General features: G+C 74.7%; 17 protein-coding genes and 1 pseudogene. 7 read left to right on the forward strand and 11 right to left on the reverse strand.

What is annotated here, in order from left to right; translation table 11 throughout:
• Positions 1 to 4: 4 nt before the first annotated feature.
• Complete coding sequence (locus tag C6N75_RS00850) at positions 5 to 466, reverse strand: MarR family winged helix-turn-helix transcriptional regulator (RefSeq protein WP_105866889.1); 462 nt, start codon at positions 464 to 466, stop codon at positions 5 to 7.
• A 152-nt stretch (positions 467 to 618) separates the two neighbouring features.
• Here C6N75_RS00850 and C6N75_RS00855 point away from each other — a divergent pair, with 152 nt between their 5' ends.
• The 3 genes from C6N75_RS00855 (at position 619) to C6N75_RS00865 (ending at position 3308) form a co-directional block, all read left to right on the forward strand.
• A complete protein-coding gene (locus C6N75_RS00855) occupies positions 619 to 1638 on the forward strand; it encodes an NADP-dependent oxidoreductase (protein WP_105866902.1) in 1020 nt (339 codons plus the stop codon).
• Between the two features lie 157 nt (positions 1639 to 1795).
• A complete protein-coding gene (locus tag C6N75_RS00860; protein WP_105866890.1) occupies positions 1796 to 2221 on the forward strand; it encodes an organic hydroperoxide resistance protein in 426 nt (141 codons plus the stop codon).
• A 133-nt stretch (positions 2222 to 2354) separates the two neighbouring features.
• Positions 2355 to 3308, forward strand: a complete 954-nt coding sequence (locus C6N75_RS00865; protein WP_105866891.1) for an EI24 domain-containing protein — start codon at positions 2355 to 2357, stop codon at positions 3306 to 3308.
• Between the two features lie 40 nt (positions 3309 to 3348).
• Here the strand turns inward: C6N75_RS00865 and C6N75_RS00870 are convergent.
• Together C6N75_RS00870 and C6N75_RS00875 are read right to left on the reverse strand one after the other, a co-directional pair.
• Positions 3349 to 3783 (reverse strand): annotated as a pseudogene (locus tag C6N75_RS00870) (pyroglutamyl peptidase); the annotation flags it as partial.
• Between the two features lie 272 nt (positions 3784 to 4055).
• Entirely contained in the window at positions 4056 to 4622 is a 567-nt protein-coding gene (locus tag C6N75_RS00875) for a TetR/AcrR family transcriptional regulator (protein WP_258177149.1), read from the reverse strand.
• A 119-nt stretch (positions 4623 to 4741) separates the two neighbouring features.
• Between C6N75_RS00875 and C6N75_RS00880 the strand changes: the two genes are divergently transcribed.
• Complete coding sequence (locus C6N75_RS00880; protein WP_407703185.1) at positions 4742 to 7261, forward strand: beta-glucosidase; 2520 nt, start codon at positions 4742 to 4744, stop codon at positions 7259 to 7261.
• A 73-nt stretch (positions 7262 to 7334) separates the two neighbouring features.
• Here the strand turns inward: C6N75_RS00880 and C6N75_RS00885 are convergent, their stop codons facing one another.
• Positions 7335 to 8231, reverse strand: coding sequence for a GDSL-type esterase/lipase family protein (locus tag C6N75_RS00885; protein WP_105866893.1), 897 nt, complete (start codon positions 8229 to 8231; stop codon positions 7335 to 7337).
• A gap of 332 nt (positions 8232 to 8563) precedes the next feature.
• On the opposite strand from C6N75_RS00885, the gene C6N75_RS00890 reads away from it, so the two are divergent.
• Positions 8564 to 9058, forward strand: a complete 495-nt coding sequence (locus C6N75_RS00890; protein ID WP_105866894.1) for a DUF3145 domain-containing protein — start codon at positions 8564 to 8566, stop codon at positions 9056 to 9058.
• Positions 9059 to 9138: 80 nt separating this feature from the next.
• Here C6N75_RS00890 and C6N75_RS00895 read toward each other — a convergent pair whose 3' ends face one another.
• Entirely contained in the window at positions 9139 to 9627 is a 489-nt protein-coding gene (locus tag C6N75_RS00895) for a MarR family winged helix-turn-helix transcriptional regulator (RefSeq protein ID WP_258177151.1), read from the reverse strand.
• 82 nt (positions 9628 to 9709) lie between these two features.
• On the opposite strand from C6N75_RS00895, the gene C6N75_RS00900 reads away from it, so the two are divergent.
• The gene (locus tag C6N75_RS00900; RefSeq protein ID WP_105866896.1) at positions 9710 to 10393 is read left to right on the forward strand and encodes a hemerythrin domain-containing protein; all 684 of its coding nucleotides are present in this window, start codon (positions 9710 to 9712) and stop codon (positions 10391 to 10393) included.
• A gap of 77 nt (positions 10394 to 10470) precedes the next feature.
• On the opposite strand, the gene fabF is transcribed toward C6N75_RS00900, so the two are convergent.
• The 5 genes from fabF to C6N75_RS00925 form a co-directional block, all read right to left on the reverse strand.
• Positions 10471 to 11733 (reverse strand): beta-ketoacyl-ACP synthase II, encoded by a 1263-nt coding sequence (fabF, locus tag C6N75_RS00905; RefSeq protein ID WP_105866897.1) that lies wholly within the window; start codon positions 11731 to 11733, stop codon positions 10471 to 10473.
• 67 nt (positions 11734 to 11800) lie between these two features.
• Positions 11801 to 12049, reverse strand: a complete 249-nt coding sequence (locus C6N75_RS00910) for an acyl carrier protein (protein ID WP_105866898.1) — start codon at positions 12047 to 12049, stop codon at positions 11801 to 11803.
• Between the two features lie 186 nt (positions 12050 to 12235).
• Positions 12236 to 13267, reverse strand: coding sequence for a ketoacyl-ACP synthase III (locus tag C6N75_RS00915; RefSeq protein WP_105866899.1), 1032 nt, complete (start codon positions 13265 to 13267; stop codon positions 12236 to 12238).
• A 16-nt stretch (positions 13268 to 13283) separates the two neighbouring features.
• On the reverse strand, positions 13284 to 14207 hold the full coding sequence (locus C6N75_RS00920) for an ACP S-malonyltransferase (RefSeq protein ID WP_105866900.1): 924 nt from the start codon (positions 14205 to 14207) through the stop codon (positions 13284 to 13286).
• A gap of 110 nt (positions 14208 to 14317) precedes the next feature.
• Complete coding sequence (locus C6N75_RS00925; RefSeq protein WP_105866901.1) at positions 14318 to 15520, reverse strand: PucR family transcriptional regulator; 1203 nt, start codon at positions 15518 to 15520, stop codon at positions 14318 to 14320.
• A 123-nt stretch (positions 15521 to 15643) separates the two neighbouring features.
• Here C6N75_RS00925 and C6N75_RS00930 point away from each other — a divergent pair, with 123 nt between their 5' ends.
• Positions 15644 to 16333 (forward strand): pirin family protein, encoded by a 690-nt coding sequence (locus tag C6N75_RS00930; protein ID WP_258177153.1) that lies wholly within the window; start codon positions 15644 to 15646, stop codon positions 16331 to 16333.
• A gap of 4 nt (positions 16334 to 16337) precedes the next feature.
• On the opposite strand, the gene bla is transcribed toward C6N75_RS00930, so the two are convergent.
• Positions 16338 to 17282, reverse strand: a 945-nt coding sequence (bla, locus tag C6N75_RS00935; RefSeq protein WP_258177154.1) for a class A beta-lactamase, incomplete at its 5' end; no start/stop codon positions are given.

Genomic DNA, 17282 nt, shown 5'->3' on the forward strand with positions numbered 1-17282 from the left:
CCCCTCATCCGCCCTCGGTCGTCCCCTCCCGCGTCTGCGTGCCCAGCATCTGCTGGAGCAGGTCCCGCAGCACGGTGCGCTCGGCGGTCGTCAGCTGCCCTAGCGGCTCGCGGGCGAAGCCCAGGGCGTCCCGCAGCCGCTCGGCGGTCTGACGGCCCTCCGGGGTGGCCGCGGCGAGCTTGACCCGGCGGTCGGCCGGGTCGGGGCGGCGCTCCACCAGGCCGCGCGCCTCCAGCCGGTCCACGATCCCTGTCACGTTCGACGGCTCGCAGCGCAGCGCCAGCGCCAGCTTCCGCATGGGGACCGGCTCCAGCGCCAGCAGGCCGAGCACCCGGGCCTGCGCCCCGGTCAGCGCGTGCCGGCCGGCAGCCTGCTCGTACTCCTCGTGGTAGCGGGCCACCACCGCGCCGATGAGCTCGACCACTTCCCGGGTGAGCGGATCCGTACCTCTGCTACTGGCGACCATGCGCCCCAGGATACCCGGATACTTGACAACATGAAATATCCAGGAGCATGGTTGTTTCAGTAAGTGAAGTAACCCAGGTGACCGACGTCGCCACCGGTGTCACCGAAGCAACCGACGTCACCGCAGTGAACGATCTCCCGGAGGTACGCAGCATGTCCGCTCTCCCCGCGTCCGGCCGCGCATGGCACCTCGTCGCCCGCCCGCACGGCTGGCCGAAGCCCGAGGACTTCGCCCTGCGGGAGGCGCCGGTCGGCGAGCCGGCCGAGGGCCGCATCCTCGTCCGCAACCTCTACTTCTCGGTCGACCCCTACATGCGCGGCCGGATGAACGACCAGAAGTCCTACGTACCCCCCTTCCAGCTCGACCAGCCCATGGAGGGCGGCGCGGTCGGCGAGGTGGTGGCCTCCTCCGCCGAGGGCTTCGCGGTCGGCGACCACGTCCTGCACGGCCTCGGCTGGCGCGAGTACGCCGAGGTGCCCGCCGCGCAGGCCGCGAAGATCGACGCCGCCAAGGCGCCGCTCTCCGCCTACCTCGGGGTGCTCGGCATGCCCGGCCTGACCGCCTACGCCGGGCTGTTCGAGGTCGCCTCCTTCAAGGAGGGGGACGCGGTGTTCGTCTCCGGCGCCGCCGGTGCGGTCGGCAGCCAGGTCGGCCAGCTCGCCAGGATCAAGGGCGCCTCCCGGGTGATCGGCTCGGCCGGCTCGGACGAGAAGGTCAAGAAGCTGGTCGAGGAGTACGGCTTCGACGCCGCCTTCAACTACAAGAACGGCCCCGTCGCCGAGCAGCTCAAGCAGGCCGCCCCCGACGGCATCGACGTCTACTTCGACAACGTCGGCGGCGACCACCTGGAGGCCGCGCTCTCCTCGTTCAACGTGCACGGCCGCGCCACCATCTGCGGCATGATCGCCCAGTACAACGCGACCGAGCCGACCCCCGCGCCGCGCAACCTCGCGCTGGTCATCGGCAAGCGGCTGCGCCTGCAAGGCATGATGGTCAACGACCACCGGGCGCTCCAGCCGAAGTTCGTCGAGGAGGTCTCCGGCTGGCTCGCCTCCGGCGAGCTGAAGTTCGACGAGACGGTGGTCGAGGGCATCGACAGGGGCGTGGACGCCTTCCTCGGCCTGCTGCGCGGCGAGAACACCGGCAAGATGGTCGTCTCCCTGGCCGGCTGACCCCCGCTCGCCCCCGCCCCGCCAGGCCGGATCGGCGGGGCGGGGGCGCCGGGCCGCCGCCTCCCCGGACGGCTCGTCCGCCGCACCCGATAGGCTCAGCACAGCCCGCCGCGACCGTGGGCGCGAATCGCGGCGCATCCACAGGAGGAAGACCCTTATGGCCATCCAGCAGTCCGACGTCCTCTACACCGCCGTCGCCACCGCCGAGAACGGCCGGGACGGCCGCGTCGCCACGGACGACGGCCAGCTCGACGTCGTCGTCAACCCGCCCAAGGCGATGGGCGGCTCCGGCGCCGGCACCAACCCCGAGCAGCTCTTCGCCGCCGGCTACAGCGCCTGCTTCCAGGGCGCCCTCGGCGTCGTCGCGCGCAACGAGAACGCCGACATCTCCGGCTCCACCGTCACCGCCGAGGTGGGCATCGGCAAGAACGACGACGGCTTCGGCATCATCGTCAAGATCGTCGCCTCCATCCCCAACGTGGACGCCGCCACCGCCCAGGACCTCGTGGAGAAGGCCCACCAGGTCTGCCCCTACTCCAAGGCCACCCGCGGCAACATCACCGTCGACCTCTCCGTAGCCTGACGCACTGCCGCAGCACTCTCGAAGGCCGCGCCCCACACCCGGGGCGCGGCCTTCGCCGTGTCCCCGGAGGCCGCCCGAGCGGCGTCCCGGACGGGGTCGGGGCGGCTGGGGCGGCCCCCGCTACAGTGACCGCATGCGCGATCTCGGGGTGGGTTTCCGGTACTTGTTGAAGGGCCAGCGGTGGGTGGGCGCCCATGGGCGGTGGTTCGGGTTCGGACTGCTGCCGGGGCTGGTCACCCTGGTGCTGTACGGCGCGGCGCTGTTCGGGCTGGCGTACGGGGCGGACGACCTCATCGCGTGGGCGACGCCGTTCGCGGACGACTGGGGGTCCCCCTGGCTGAGCCTGTTCCGGGGCTTCCTGACGGCGCTGCTGTTCGCGCTGGGACTGTTCCTGGCGGTGATCACCTTCACCGCGGTCACCCTGCTGGTGGGGCAGCCGTTCTACGAGTCGCTGTCCGAGCAGGTGGACCGGGCCGAGGGCGGCGACGTCCCGGAGTCGGGGCTGCCGCTCTGGCGGGAGCTGTGGATCTCCGCGCGGGACAGCCTGCGGGTCCTGGTGCGGGTGGCGTGCTACGGGATCGTGCTGTTCGCGCTGGGGTTCGTGCCGGTGCTGGGGCAGACGGTCGTGCCGGTGCTGGGCTTCTGCGTCTCCGGGTTCTTCCTCGCCGAGGAGCTGACCGCGGTCGCCCTTCAGCGGCGCGGGGTGGAGCTGAGGGAGCGGCTCACCCTGCTGCGGGGGCGCCGGCTGCTGGCGCTGGGCTTCGGCGTCCCGCTCACCCTCGCCTTCCTCGTGCCCTTCGTCGCGGTGCTGCTGATGCCGGGCGCCGTCGCCGGCGCGACCCTGCTGGCCCGCGACCTCGCGGGGGAGAGCGGGACGGACGGGAACGCGGCGCGGGACGGGGAGCAGCCGGGGCTGCCGGCGGCGGGGGCGCCGTACGCGCCCGGGAGCCCGAACCCGTACGCGGGCCAGGGGCCTCATCCGCATCCGGCGCAGGGGCCCAATCCGTATGCCGCCCAGCCGCCCTACCCGCCGCAGGGGCCGCAGCCGCCGCAGCATCCGGAATGGAACGGGGGACGGAAGAGGTGACCGAGCCGGCCCCCTGACAGCGGTATGAGAAGGCGGCGGCTCAGCGGGCGGCGGCGGCCACCGAGAGGATGCCGCGGACCTGCGCGGTGATCGCGGCCCGGTCGCGCAGGAAGTCCGGATCGGTCACCGCGCCGGTGTCGCCCGCGCCGAACTGGAGCACCGGGGTGTGCACATGGCCGCCGGGCAGGGCGCGCAGCCCGAGGCGGTCGCGGAGCAGGGTGGCACGGTAGGCGATCTCGTTGGAGAGGTAGTCGCCGCCGCCCCCGGCCCGCGCCGCCGACCCGGGCGTCGGGCCGTCCGGCCGGAGAACCGGCGCGCCGCCGCCCGCCGGGACCTCGGTCACCGAGGTGTTGTCGTGGACGGGGACCCCGCACCCGGTCCACGGCCCGCCGCCACAGCGCCGCCCCGTGCCGTGCCACCGTCCGCTCGGCGCCGGCGGCGCTCCCGGCCCCCGCCAGTGCGGCGGCGAACTCGGGCGCCAGGGCGTCGAACCCGCTGCGCCGCAGGATCTCCTGAGGCGCCGCCCGGTCGAGCCGGGCCTCCTCCACGGTGACGGCCGGCGCGGCGCCGGCCGGGGCGGGGGCCGCCGCCCCGGGGCCGGCCGCGCCCAGCACGAGGGCGGCGAGCACCGCCGCCACCGCCGGCGCGCGCCGACCCCCTCGCCACCGTGTGCTGTCGCTCCTGCGTGTGCGGGTCACCGCAGCCACACCGTCCCCTTCCGTCGGCGCCGTCACCGGTGCCGGCACGCTAACGCGCGCCCAGCAGCTTCAGGAAGGCCCGGAACGCGCCGGCCATGTCCACCGACTCCGGGTCCAGCAGCCACTGGTACTGGAGACCGTCCATCACCGCCGTCAGCAGCGGGGCGGCCTCCTCGGGGGTCAGCCCGCCGGGCAGCCGGTCGCCGAACTCGGCCCGCAGCAGCTCGGCCATCTCGCCGCGCACCTGGGCGTACCGGCGGGTGAAGAAGTCCCGGGCGGGGTGGTCGTCGGTGACGCTCTCGCCCAGCAGCGCCGAGAAGGTCTGCACGACGCCGGGGCGCATGGCGTTGTACTCGACGAGGGAGGCGAGCAGGTCCAGCCGCCAGCCCTCCCGGGCGGCGGAGCCGGTGTCCCACTGGTCGCGCTCCGCCAACACGGCCACCAGCAGGGCGTCCTTGGTCGGGAAGTAGTGCAGCAGACCCTGCTGGCTGAGGCCCACCCGCTCGGCCACCGCCCCCAGCGAGGCGCCCCGGTAGCCGCGCTCGGCGATCACCTCCAGCGCCGCGCGCACGATCTCGGCGCGCCGCTCCGCACCCCTGGACCTCGCCGCCGTCATCCCGCACATCCCTGCCTCATCGACCATAACGAACGCATCACGAAACCTACCGTGCTACTGGTAGCAGGAGCACCGTGGCGGGAAACGTGGCAGGGAAACCATGGCAGGACCGACCGGAGGTGGCGACCGTGGCAGACGGAGACGAGAACGGCGGCGGTGCCGGCGGGACGGGCGCGGCGGCCGACGCCCGCCGGGAGGAGGTGGTGGAGGAGGCCCTGGGCCGGCTCGACCTGGACGCCAAGGCCCGGCTCCTGTCGGGGCAGGACATGTGGACCCTGCCGGCGCTGCCCGAGATCGGACTGGCCTCGCTGGTGATGTCCGACGGGCCCGTCGGCGTGCGCGGCGTGCGCTGGAGCGCCGACGACCCTTCGATCGCGCTGCCCTCGCCGACCGCGCTCGCCGCCTCCTGGGACCCGGGACTCGCCCGCCGGGCGGGCCGGCTGCTCGCCCAGGAGGCCCGCCGCAAGGGCGTGCACGTGCTGCTCGCGCCCACCGTCAACCTGCACCGCACGCCGCTCGGCGGGCGGCACTTCGAGGCGTACAGCGAGGACCCGCTGCTCACCGGGGCCATCGGCGCCGGCTACGTCCTCGGTGTGCAGGACGGCGGCGTCGCCACCACCGTCAAGCACTTCACCGGCAACGACGCCGAGACCGACCGCTTCACCGTGGACAACCGGATCGCCCCGCGCCCGCTGCGCGAGCTGTACCTCGCCCCGTTCGAGGCGATCGTCACCGGCGCCCGGCCCTGGGGCGTGATGACGGCGTACAACCAGGTCAACGGCGTCACCATGACCGAGCACGGCGAGCTGGTCGACGGCGTGCTGCGCGGCGAGTGGGGCTTCGACGGGGTCAACGTCTCCGACTGGACGGCGGCCCGGCACACCGTGCGGGCGATCACCGGCGGTCTGGACGTGGCCATGCCCGGCCCGCGGACCGTGTACGGCGAGCCGCTGGCCAACGTCGTCCGGGCCGGCGAGGCGCCGGAGTCCGCCGTGGACGCGGCGGTACGCCGTGTGCTGCGGCTCGCCGCCCGGGTCGGCGCCCTCGCCGGGGCCGAGCCGGTCGTCGCCGCGCCGCCCGCACCGGTCGACGGCGAGGCGCTCGCCCGCGAGATCGCCCGCCGCTCCTTCGTGCTGCTGCGCAACGAGCCCCGGCGAGGCGACGGGGGCGGTGGCATCCTGCCGCTGCCGCCGGGCCGCACCGTCGCGCTGATCGGCGGCGCGGCCCGGGACGCCCGGGTGCTCGGCGGCGGCTCCGCGCAGGTCTTCCCCGACCATGTCGTCTCCCCGCTGGACGGGCTGACCCGGGCGCTGCCCGAAGGCACGCTGAGCTACGCCGTCGGCGTCGACCCGAGCGGTGAACTCGCGCCGGCGGGAGCGGACTTCACCCTGCGGGCGGTGTGCCGGGACGCGGCCGGCGCGGTCATCGGCGAGCGGTCGCTGCCGTCCGGGCAGGTGCAGTGGATCGACGGCGACCTGCCCGACGGCGTCGACCACGACACCCTGGCCGAGGTGGAGGTCACCGGCGCGTTCACCCCCAGGGAGAGCGGCGCGCACGCCTTCGGCACCCGCGGGCTCGGGGCGTTCACCCTCACCGTGGACGGCCGCACCCTGTTCGACGGGGTGCAGGAGATGCGGGAGGGCGGCGACCCGTTCGAGGCGTTCCTCGGCTCGCCCGAGGAGCGCGGCCGCGTCGACCTCACCGAGGGCGAGCCGGTCACCGTCTCGCTGCGCCACCCGGTCGCCGCCCAGGGGGACGCCCCGCTGGCCGCGGTGCTGTTCTCGCTGGTCCACCTCGGTCCGCGGCGCGATCCGGACGAGCTGATCGCCGAGGCGGTCGAGGCGGCCCGCGCCGCGGACACCGCGGTGGTGGTGGTCGCCACCACCGAGCGGGTGGAGTCCGAGGGCTTCGACCGGACCTCGCTGGCGCTGCCCGGCCGTCAGGACGACCTGGTACGGGCCGTGGCCGCGGCCAACCCGGACACCGTGGTGGTGGTCAACTCCGGCTCCCCGGTGGAGATGCCCTGGCGCCAGGAGGCGGCCGCGGTGCTGCTGAGCTGGTTCCCCGGCCAGGAGGGCGGCGACGCCCTGGCCGACGTGCTGCTCGGCGAGGAGGAGCCGGGCGGGCGGCTGCCCACTACCTGGCCGGCCGTGCTCGCCGACGCCCCGGTCACCCGCACCGACCCGGTCCGGGGGCGACTGGACTACACCGAGGGCCTGTTCATCGGCTACCGCGCCTGGGACCGGGCCGGCGCCCCGCCCGCGTACGCCTTCGGCCACGGCCTGACGTACACCACCTGGGACTACCGGACCCTGGAGGTCACCGGTGACGCTCGGGCGGCCCGGGTCGAGGTGGGCAACACCGGGCGGCGGCCGGGCCGGGAGACGGTGCAGCTCTATCTGGAGCCGGTCGGCGAGGCCCGGGACGCGGTGGAGCGCCCGGCCCGCTGGCTGGCCGGGTTCGCCGTGGTGGAGGCCGGTCCCGGCGAGCGCGCCGAGGCCCTCGTGCCCCTGCCGCAGCGGGCGTTCCAGGCGTGGGACGAGGAGCACGGGGTATGGATCACCGTTCCGGGGCGCTACCGGCTGCACGCCGGCCGCTCGCTGGGCGATCTGCGGCTGAGCGCCCTGCTGGAGGTCTGAGCGCCCCCGCCGGACGGCCCCGGGGCGGTCCCTGACAACCGCCCCGGGGCTCACCTCGGTACCCGCCCCGGGCTCAGTCCTGCGCCGTGACCCGGCGGTAGGCGATCTCCGCCAGCTTGGCCTGGCCGTCGCGGCTGGGGTGGAAGAAGTCGAACGGGCTGAGCTGCGCCCCGGTGAACCGGTAGTCGAACACCGCCCCGTCGTCGTACCGGCACAGCCGGTCCTTCGCGCACACCTCGCGCAGCGCCTGGTTGTACGCCACCACCCGCCGGTACACCTCGGTGCGCCGCCGCTCGGCGGCTCTGCCGGTGTCCTCGGCGCCGCCCAGCATCGACGGGCACAGGCCCAGCTTCCAGATCTGCCGGCTCAGCGGCGCGTCGCGGCCGGTCGACCACAGCCGGCGCAGGTCCGGCACGCTCGCCACGTACACCTGGCTCTTCGGCGACGCCGCCCGCAGCGTGCGCAGCGACTCCGCGAAGGAGGCGCGGTACTCGGCGACCGGGGTCATCGCCGACACATCGGCCCGGCAGGCGTCGTTCGCGCCGGTCAGCACGGTGACCAGACCGGGCCGGTGGGCCGCGGCCCGGCTCATCTGCCCGGGCAAGCCCGCCATCCGCGACCCGGACTCGGCGACGTTCCAGGTGCGGGAGGCCAGCGCCTTCGCGCCGAGCAGCCGGCGGGCCAGGCTGTCGACCCGGGGGTCGGACCCGGTCGCCCAGGAGGTCGGCGGGCAGTCGGTCAGCACCCCGCAGGCGTTGAAGCTGCGGGTGATGGAGTCGCCGACGGCCGCCAGCGACGTCGGGCTGGTGTCCCACGCGGGGCTCGGTCTGGGGGAGGGCGAGGGGCGTTCGGCGCGCGGCCGTTCGGGTGGACCCGAGCAGCCGGCCGACCCGGCCAGCAGTGCGGCGGCCGCCGTCAGCGCGACCGCGGCGGTGCGGCGCGGGGGGCTGCCGCGTCGGCTGCGGGGCATGGTGTCGCCCTTTCGTCGGCGTCCTGGCGGGTGACAACGGGGCGTCCGGTCACGCCCGGTGACGGTCCGGGAGCGCCGCCACGCGGGCGGATCGCGGTCCGCGGGTCCTCCGTCCGACCGTACGCCATCCCCACGCACCCCTGCGCACGGTAGCTTTGGGGCCGTCGAGCCGTCAGTTCCGCAGCCCGGGGCGCCGGCCCGGCAGGCGTCCCCCGAACGGCTCCGGTAAATTACATCACGTCACATGCTGTCCCATTTGTGGAGTTTCACTCCCGATGCTGTTTACTGAGGCCGCTGGGAATGGCGAACCTCGTCCCACTCTGGAGGTCCCGGTGACGACACGTGGAGTCCTGTACGTACACTCCGCCCCCCGCGCGCTGTGCCCGCACGTGGAATGGGCGGTCGCCGGGGTGCTCGGCGCGAGGGTCCAGCTCGACTGGATCCGCCAGCCCGCCTCGCCCGGCACCTGGAGAGCCGAGTTCTCCTGGCGGGGCGAACCGGGCACCGCCTCCCGCCTGGCCTCCGCGCTGCGCGGCTGGCAGATGCTGCGCTTCGAGGTGACCGCCGAGCCGTGCGCCACCGCCGAGGGCGAGCGCTACAGCGCCACCCCCGAGCTGGGCATCTTCCACGCCGTCACCGGCATCCACGGCGACATCCTGGTCCCCGAGGACAGGCTGCGGGCCGCGCTGGCCCGCGCCACCCAGGGCGAGTCCGTGCTGGAGGCGGAGGTCGCCAAGCTGCTGGGCAAGCCGTGGGACGACGAGCTGGAGCCGTTCCGGTACGCCGGCGAGGGCGCCCCGGTGCGCTGGCTGCACCAGGTGGTCTGACGCCCCGCCGGCCCGAGGGCGCCACGACGCCGGGGCCCGCTCCCTGACCGGGGGCGGGCCCTTTCGCGTACCCGGCGCCCTCACCCGCCCGCCGCGGGCCGCTCCTCGCGGTCCAGCTCGGCGAGCAGCCGGCGCAGCAGGCCGCGGGCGGCGGTGACGTCCGCCTCCGGGAGGGTCTCCAGCAGGGTGCGGTGGCGGGCGGCGGCCCGCTCGGTGACCCGCTCCAGCGCCGTGCGCCCGGCAGGTGTCAGGGTCAGCAGCGGGGAGCCCCGGTGGTCGGGGTTGCCGGTGAAGGCGGCGTGCCCCCCCTCGACCAGGTCGTTGGCGACGCGCTGCACGTTCTGGCGGGTGACGCCCAGGCGGCGCGCCGCTTGGGGGACGGTCACCGGCTGCTCGGAGGCCGCGCTCAGTACCTGCCAGCGGGCCTGGGTCAGGCCCTCGGTCGCGGCCGTCCGCTCGCCGAGCCGGCGCAGCGCGCCGGCCGCCTCGTACACGTCGGCCACCAGCAGGGCGAAGGCGTCGGGCGCGCCGGCGGCGTCGCCCGCCTCGGGCGGAAGGGCATCGGACACGACCGGCTCCTTTGACAACTTGTTGTCTAAGTGGAAATATATTGTCATATCAGTCGGGGGGTACGCCCAAGGAGAAGAGCGCATGCCCAGGATCGATCTGTACCGCAACGTCCACATGGGCCAGCGGGCCCGCCTCTTCGCCCTCGCCGTGGAGCTCGGCTCCGCGGACGGGGCCGATCCGGCCGTCGCCGGGGAGTGCGCCGACCGCGCGCTTGCCATGACGGCGGAACTGCGCGAGCACGCCGACCACGAGGACGCCCACATCCATCCGCTGCTGCGCGACCGGGCGCCCGCCGCGGCCGACGCCCTGGACGCCGAGCACATCCGGCTCGACGCCGCACTGGCCGCGCTCGACGAGCGGGCCCGCGCCTTCCCCGGGGCCGCCCCGGACGCCCGGGCCGAGGCGCAGCACGCGCTGTACCTCGCGGTCAACGAACTGATCAGCGCCTACCTGGCCCATCTGCACGCGGAGGAGACGGTCGCCATGCCCGCCCTGTGGGCCGCCTGCGAGGACGCGGAGCTCGCCGCCGTGTTCGGCGGCTTCCAGGCCACCCGCTCGCCCGGGCAGCGCCTGACCGACCTGCGCGGGATGCTGCCCGCGCTGCCGCCGCCGGTGCGCGCCGCCGTCGCCCGCGCGTCGGTCGAGGCGCTGCCGCCCGCCGAGGCCGGCGGCGGACTGCACGCGCTGAGCACCACGCTCGCCCCGGGGCAGCGCGCCCGCCTCTACGCCGACCTGGGCGCCCCCGAGGCCTGGGCGGCGCGCTGAGCCGCCCACCGGACACGCACCGGGGCCCGGGCCTCCCGCGAGGGGAGACCCGGGCCCCGGCGCCGTACCGGCGGAGGTCACACGGTGCGGAACGCCAGCACCGCGTTGTGGCCGCCGAAACCGAAGGAGTTGTTGATCGCGGCGATGGTGCCCTCGGGCAGCGCACGGGGCTCCCCGCGCACGATGTCCGCGTCCACCTCCTCGTCCAGCTCGTCCACGTTGATGGTGGGCGGGGCCGTGCGGTGGTACAGCGCGAGGACCGTCGCCACGGTCTCGATGCCGCCGGCGCCGCCCAGCAGGTGGCCGGTCATGGACTTGGTCGCGGAGATCGCGATGTGGTCCAGGTCGTCGCCGAGCACCAGGCGCAGCGCCTTCACCTCGGCGACGTCGCCCAGCGGGGTGGAGGTGGCGTGCGCGTTGAGGTGCGCGACCTCCGACGGCTTGAGGTCGGTGGACTCCAGCAGGTGCCGCAGGGCGGCGGCGACACCGCGGCCGGTGGGCTCCGGCTGGGCGATGTGGTGGCTGTCCGCGGACAGGCCCTGGCCCAGCACCTCGCAGTAGGCGCGGGCGCCGCGCCTGGCGGCGTGCTCGGCCGACTCCAGCACGACGACGCCGGCGCCCTCGCCGAGGACGAAGCCGTCGCGGCCCTTGTCGTAGGGGCGGGAGGCGCCCTGCGGGTCGTCGTTGTTCTTGGACATCGCCATCATGTTGGCGAACGCGGCGACCGGCAGCGGGTGGATCGCCGCCTCGGTGCCGCCCGCCACGACCACGTCGGCGCGGCCGGTGCGGATCATCTCCACGGCGTAGCCGATCGCCTCGGCGCCCGACGCGCACGCCGAGACCGGGGTGTGCACGCCCGCCCGGGCGTTCACCTCCAGGCCGACGTTGGCGGAGGGGCTGTTGGGCATCAGCATCGGCACGGTGTGCGGGGAGACGCGGCGTACGCCCTTCTCCTTCAGCACGTCGTACTGGTCGAGCAGGGTGATCACGCCGCCGATGCCGGAGGCGATGACGGTGCCCACGCGCTCGGGCGGGACCTGCTCGTCCTCGCCGGCCGGGGCGGCGAAGCCGGCGTCGGCCCACGCCTCACGGGCGGCGATCACCGCGAACTGGGCCGAGCGGTCCAGTCGGCGGGCGTACGGGCGGGGCAGCACGTCGCCCGGGTCGACGGCCGCGACGGCCGCGATCCGCACGGGCAGCTCGGCGAAGCGTTCGCCGTCCAGGGCGCGGGCCCCGGAACGGCCCGCCAGCAGACCCTCCCAGGTCGAGGCGGAGTCGCCACCCAGCGGTGTGGTTGCGCCGATACCGGTGACGACCACGGTGCGATTGGTCGAGTTCACAGGATTTCTCTCTCCACGAGTATCGAGGTTGCGGAAGACACGGCGCCACCGCCGGGTGGCGGTCCGATCAGCCCTGGTGCTTGGCGATGTAGTCGGCGGCGTCGCCGACGGTCTTGAGGTTCTTGACGTCCTCGTCGGGGATCTTGACGTCGAAGCGCTCCTCGGCGGCGACGACCACCTCGACCATGGACAGCGAGTCGACGTCCAGGTCGTCGGTGAAGGACTTGTCGAGCTGGACGTCCTCGGTCGGGATGCCGGCGATCTCGTTCACGATCTCCGCGAGACCTTCGACGATCTCAGCCTGGGTGGCGGCCATATGGCGCTCCTTCGGTGTGTCCCGGGACTGTCGCCCGGGGCTGTTTCGGGTGGGTTTCCTCGGTTTCCCGGCGCCTCGCCCGGGGCGGGCGAGGCGGGGACGACCCGCCGAGGGGCGGGGCGGCCGGTCGGGTGCCGTCCCGGAGGCGGAGTCGGACGTCCGCGCTCCGGGGGACCCGGACCGTGCCTAGGGGAGAGTAACGACCGTCGCGGCGTAGACGAGACCCGCCCCGAAACCGATGACCAGCGCGGTGTCGCCGCTCTTGGCCTTGCCGGTCGCCAGCAGCCGCTCCATGGCGAGCGGGATGGAGGCGGCCGAGGTGTTGCCGGTGGTCTCCACGTCCCGGGCGACCGTGACGTGCTCCGGCAGCTTCAGCGTCTTCACCATCGAGTCGATGATCCGCATGTTCGCCTGGTGCGGGATGAAGACGTCCAGCTCGTCGGCGGTGATCCCGGCCGCGTCCAGCGCCTGCTGGGCGACCTTCGCCATCTCGAAGACGGCCCAGCGGAACACCGCCTGGCCCTCCTGGGTGATGGCCGGGAACTTCAGGTCGCCGCGCTGGTCCAGCGGCAGCTTCGCCACGTCGCCGATGCCGTACTCGTTCCACGGCACCGTCTGCTTGATGGTCTCCGACTTGTCGCCCTCCGACCCCCACACGGTGGGGCCGATCGCCGGCTCCTTCGCCGGGCCCACGACCACCGCGCCGGCGCCGTCGCCGAACAGGAAGGCCGTCGCCCGGTCCTCCAGGTCGGTCAGGTCGCTCAGCCGCTCCACGCCGATGACCAGCACGTACTCGGCGGAGCCCTCCACGACCATGCCCTTGGCCAGCGTCAGCCCGTAGCCGAAGCCGGCGCAGCCCGCCGAGATGTCGAACGCGGCCGGCTTGCCTGCGCCGATCTTGTCGGCGATCTCGGTGGCCACCGCGGGGGTCTGCCGGAAGTGCGAGACGGTGGAGACGATCACCCCGCCGATCTGCTCCGGGGCGAGCCCCGCGTCCGCGATGGCCTTGCCGGCCGCCTCGACCGACATCGCCGTGACCGTCTCCTCGTCGGAGGCCCAGTGCCGGGTGACGATGCCGGAGCGCGAGCGGATCCACTCGTCGGAGGAGTCGATCCGCTCCAGGATCACCTCGTTCGGCACGACCCGGGTGGGGCGGTAGCCGCCGACACCCATGATCCGCGCGTACGGGGCGCCCTTGCCGGGCTTGATCTTCGCCATGCTCTACGGCTCCTTGTCAGACCGCGGGCCGCGCGTGCTCGGCGATGAGCGCGCGTGCCGCGTCGAGGTCGTCCGGCGTCTTCAGGGCCACCGTCGGGACGCCCCGCAGGGCCCGCTTGGCGATGCCGGTGAGCGTGCCGCCGGGGCACACCTCCACGAGCGCCGTGACCCCGAGCTGCTGGAACGTTTCCATGCACAGGTCCCAGCGCACCGGGTTGGCCACCTGGCCGACCAGCCGGGCGACGACGTCGGCGCCCTCGGTCACGGTCCGGCCGTCCTTGTTCGAGACGTAGGGTACGGCCGGGTCGGCGACGTCCATCTCCTCGGCCGCCTTGGCCAGCACCGCCACCGCGGGCTCCATGTGGTGCGTGTGGAACGCCCCGGCGACCTTCAGCGCCACCACCCGGCGCACGCCCTCCGGCTTGTCCTGCTCCAGCGCGGCCAACTGCTCCAGGGTGCCGGCCGCCACGATCTGCCCGGCGCCGTTGACGTTGGCCGGGGTCAGACCGAGCCGCTCCAGGTGCGCGACGGTCGTCTCCGGCTCGCCGCCGAGCAGCGCGGACATGCCGGTCGCGGTGACCGCGGCCGCGTCGGCCATCGCCAGCCCGCGGGTGCGGACGAACCGCAGCGCGGCCGTCTCGCCCAGCACCCCGGCGAACGCGGCCGCGGTGATCTCGCCCACGCTGTGGCCGGCGACGGCGCCCGGGGTGACGTCCCCGAGCGCGGAAGCGGACAGCAGACCCGCCGCCACCAGCAGCGGCTGCGCCACCGCGGTGTCACGGATCTCGTTTTCGTCGGCCTTCGTCCCGTAGTGGACGAGGTCGAGCCCGATGGCGTCCGACCAGGCGGCGACGCGGTCAGCCGCGCCGGGCAGGTCGAGCCAGGGGGTCAGGAAACCGGGCGTCTGGGCGCCTTGGCCGGGAGCGACGAGTACGAGCACTCTCCCACTCTCTCTTGCGGGCGGCTCCTGACGCCCGTGAGGACAGGGACGAAGAACCGCGAAGGGAATTGTCGGTGTCCCACAAAGCGTAGCCCTGCCCCCGGCCGGGATTAGAGCGAGGAGTCCTGCTGGACCAGACGCCCCAGAATCAGCGCGATCCGCAGGGTGAACGCGGAACGCACATCGGACGGCGACCATCCGGTGACGTCGGTCACACGTCGCAGCCGGTAGCGGACGGTGTTGGGATGCACAAAGAGCATCCGGGCCGCTCCCTCCAGACTGCTCGCCTGCTCCAGATAGACGCTGAGGGTCTCCAGCAGCGCCGAGCCGGCCTCCTCCAGCGGCCTGTAGATCTCCTCCACCAACTGCTCGCGCGCCGAGGGGTCCCCGGCGATCGCCCGCTCCGGCAGCAGATCGTCCGCCAGCACCGGGCGGGGCGCGTCCTGCCAGGCCGAACACGCCTTCAGCCCGGCCGCCGCCGCCTGCGCGGACCGCGTCGCCGCCAGCAGGTCCGGCACCACCGGGCCGGCCACCACCGGGCCCGCCGCGTACGGGCCGATCAGCGCCTTCGCCACATGCATCGGGTTGTCGTCGCCGCCGGCGATCACCACCAGCCGGTCGCCCAGCACCCCGGTCAGCACCTGGAGCTTGGCGTGCCGGGCCGCCCGCCGGATCGCCTCCACCGTCAGCTCGCTGTCACCGTCCGGGGCGGTGCCCAGGATCACGCACACATGGTCCGGGGAGTTCCAGCCCAGCGCCGCCGCCCGGGACACCGCCCCCTCGTCGGCCTCCCCGGACAGGACCGCGTTGACCACCAGCGACTCCAGCCGGGCGTCCCACGCCCCGCGCGCCTCCGCGGCCTGCGCGTACACCTGCGCCGTGGCGAACGCGATCTCCCGCGCGTACACCAGCAGCGCCTCGCGCAGCACCGACTCGTCGCCCGGCGCGGCGACCTCCTCGATGGCGCTCTCCATGACCTCGATGGTGGTGCGCACCATCTCCACGGTCTGCCGCAGCGTGATCGCCCGGGTCAGCTCCCGGGGCGCGGTGCCGAACACGTCGGTCGAGATGGCCTGCGGGGTCTCCGGATGCCGGAACCACTCGGTGAACGCCGCGATGCCGGCCTGCGCCACCAGCCCGATCCACGACCGGTTCTCCGGCGGCATCGCCCGGTACCAGGGCAGCGTCTCGTCCATGCGGGCGATGGCCCTCGCCGCGAGCCGCCCGGAGGACCGCTCCAGGCGCTTGAGGGTGGCGGCATGCGGGTGGGCGTCGTTCGCTGCGGGTTCAGGCACGTGACAAGACTGCCTCATCCCGCCGCCGGGGCGTCGCGGCGGGTGGCCGGGACCGACGCGTCGGGCGGCCGCGCACCGAGGCCGGGACCGGCGCCGCCGCCGTCCGGGCCGGGGCGGCGGCAGCGGGGCTACGGTGGGGGCGTGACCTCGACGAACAGCGCCGCCGCCTGGACCGTGCACCGCGCCGGCGAACGGTACGAGGGGGGCGACGCGCAGGCCGGCGTCACCACCCGGCACTCCTTCTCCTTCGGGCCGCACTACGACCCGGACAACCTCCGCTTCGGCGCCCTGCTCGCCGTGAACGAGGAGCGCCTCGCGCCCGGCGCGGGCTTCGCCGAGCACCCGCACAGCCACACCGAGATCGTCACCTGGGTCGCCGAGGGCGTTCTCGCCCACCGCGACTCGGCCGGCCACACCACCACCGTCCGCCCCGGCGACCTCCAGCACCTCAGCGCCGCCTCCGGCGTCCGCCACGAGGAACGCGAGGGCGGCGGGGACGGGCGCGACCTGGTGTTCACGCAGATGTGGCTCGCGCCCCGGCAGCCCGGCGGCGACCCGTCGTACACCGTCCGGCGAGCCCTCCCCGCGCCGGTGGCCCGCTACGAGGTGCCCGCCGCCGGCGCCGTGCTGCACGTCCACCGCCCGGCCCCCGGCGCGCTCGTCGAGCCGCCCCGCGCCCCGTACCTCTACGTCCACGTGGTCCGCGGCACGCTCCGGCTGGCGGACGGCGCCGCCCTCGCCCCCGGCGACGCCCTGCGCGCCCGGGGCGGCGCCCCCGCGCTCACCGCCCTGGACGCCGCCGAGGTGCTGGTCTGGGAGATGGCGGACTGAGCCCTCAGTCCAGCCCGTCCGCCACCACCGAGGCGGCCTCGGCGATGAGGCGGTCGTCCGGCTCGGCGTCCTTCGCGTCCCGGTAGGACATGATCGCCACCACCAGCGGGGCCCGCCCGGGCGGCCAGATCACGGCGATGTCGTCCCGGGCGCCGTGGTGGAAACCGGTGCCGGTCTTGTCGCCGACCACCCAGCCCTCGGGCACCCCGGCGCGGATGGTGCGGTCGCCGGTGGTGTTGGCCCGCAGCCAGCCCGTCAGCAGCGTGCGCTCCTTCGCGCCGAGCACGTCCCCGAGGACGAAGGCCCGCAGGTTCGCCGCCTGCTGGCGCGGGGTGGTGGTGTCGCGCTGCTCGCCGGGCGTCCAGGTGCTCAGGTCCGGCTCGATCCGGTCGACGTGGCTGACCCGGTCGCCGGTCTCCTCGCGCAGCAGCGCGCCGAGCGCTTTCGGGCCGCCGAGGTCCTTCAGCAGCACGTTGGCCGCGGTGTTGTCGCTGTAGCGCACGGCCGCGTCGGACAGCGCCCGCAGACTCATCCCGTCCTTCACGTGCTTCTCGCTGACCGGCGAGTTCTCCAGCAGGTCGCCCTTGCCGTAGCGGAGCACCCGGTCCATGCCGTCCGCCCCGTTGCGCTTGAGCACCGCCCCGGCGAGCAGGGCCTTGAAGGTCGAGTTGTACGACAGGCGGGTGTCTGCGTGCCGGCCGACCTCCCGCCCGCTGCCGGTGTCGACCGCGTACACCCCGAGATGGGCGTCGTACTTCTTCTCCAGCGCGGCGAGCTTGCGGTCCACCTCCGCCGCCGCCGAGGACCCGGCCCGCGGCGCGGCGCTCGTGCCCGCCCCGGTGGCGGCCGGTCGTGCGGCGTCCTGCGTGGCGGCCGCCCCGCCCTGGCCGCACCCTGCCAGCGGCACCACCAGCAGGGCGGCGAACGCGGCCAGTGCGGCGCGGCGCGG

The organism is Streptomyces solincola, assembly GCF_002982015.1.
GTDB classification, from domain to species: domain Bacteria; phylum Actinomycetota; class Actinomycetes; order Streptomycetales; family Streptomycetaceae; genus Streptomyces; species Streptomyces solincola.

Excerpts from the sequence above, each read along its gene's own strand:
- C6N75_RS00915 (WP_105866899.1), bottom strand. The coding sequence starts at position 13,267 with ATGGCGAAGATCAAGCCCGGCAAGGGCGCCCCGTACGCGCGGATCATG.
- C6N75_RS00885 (WP_105866893.1), bottom strand. The coding sequence starts at position 8,231 with ATGCCCCGCAGCCGACGCGGCAGCCCCCCGCGCCGCACCGCCGCGGTC.
- C6N75_RS00855 (WP_105866902.1), top strand. The coding sequence starts at position 619 with ATGTCCGCTCTCCCCGCGTCCGGCCGCGCATGGCACCTCGTCGCCCGC.
- C6N75_RS00850 (WP_105866889.1), bottom strand. The coding sequence starts at position 466 with ATGGTCGCCAGTAGCAGAGGTACGGATCCGCTCACCCGGGAAGTGGTC.
- C6N75_RS00900 (WP_105866896.1), top strand. The coding sequence starts at position 9,710 with ATGCCCAGGATCGATCTGTACCGCAACGTCCACATGGGCCAGCGGGCC.
- C6N75_RS00865 (WP_105866891.1), top strand. The coding sequence starts at position 2,355 with ATGCGCGATCTCGGGGTGGGTTTCCGGTACTTGTTGAAGGGCCAGCGG.
- C6N75_RS00925 (WP_105866901.1), bottom strand. The coding sequence starts at position 15,520 with ATGAGGCAGTCTTGTCACGTGCCTGAACCCGCAGCGAACGACGCCCAC.
- C6N75_RS00875 (WP_258177149.1), bottom strand. The coding sequence starts at position 4,622 with ATGACGGCGGCGAGGTCCAGGGGTGCGGAGCGGCGCGCCGAGATCGTG.
- C6N75_RS00860 (WP_105866890.1), top strand. The coding sequence starts at position 1,796 with ATGGCCATCCAGCAGTCCGACGTCCTCTACACCGCCGTCGCCACCGCC.
- C6N75_RS00910 (WP_105866898.1), bottom strand. The coding sequence starts at position 12,049 with ATGGCCGCCACCCAGGCTGAGATCGTCGAAGGTCTCGCGGAGATCGTG.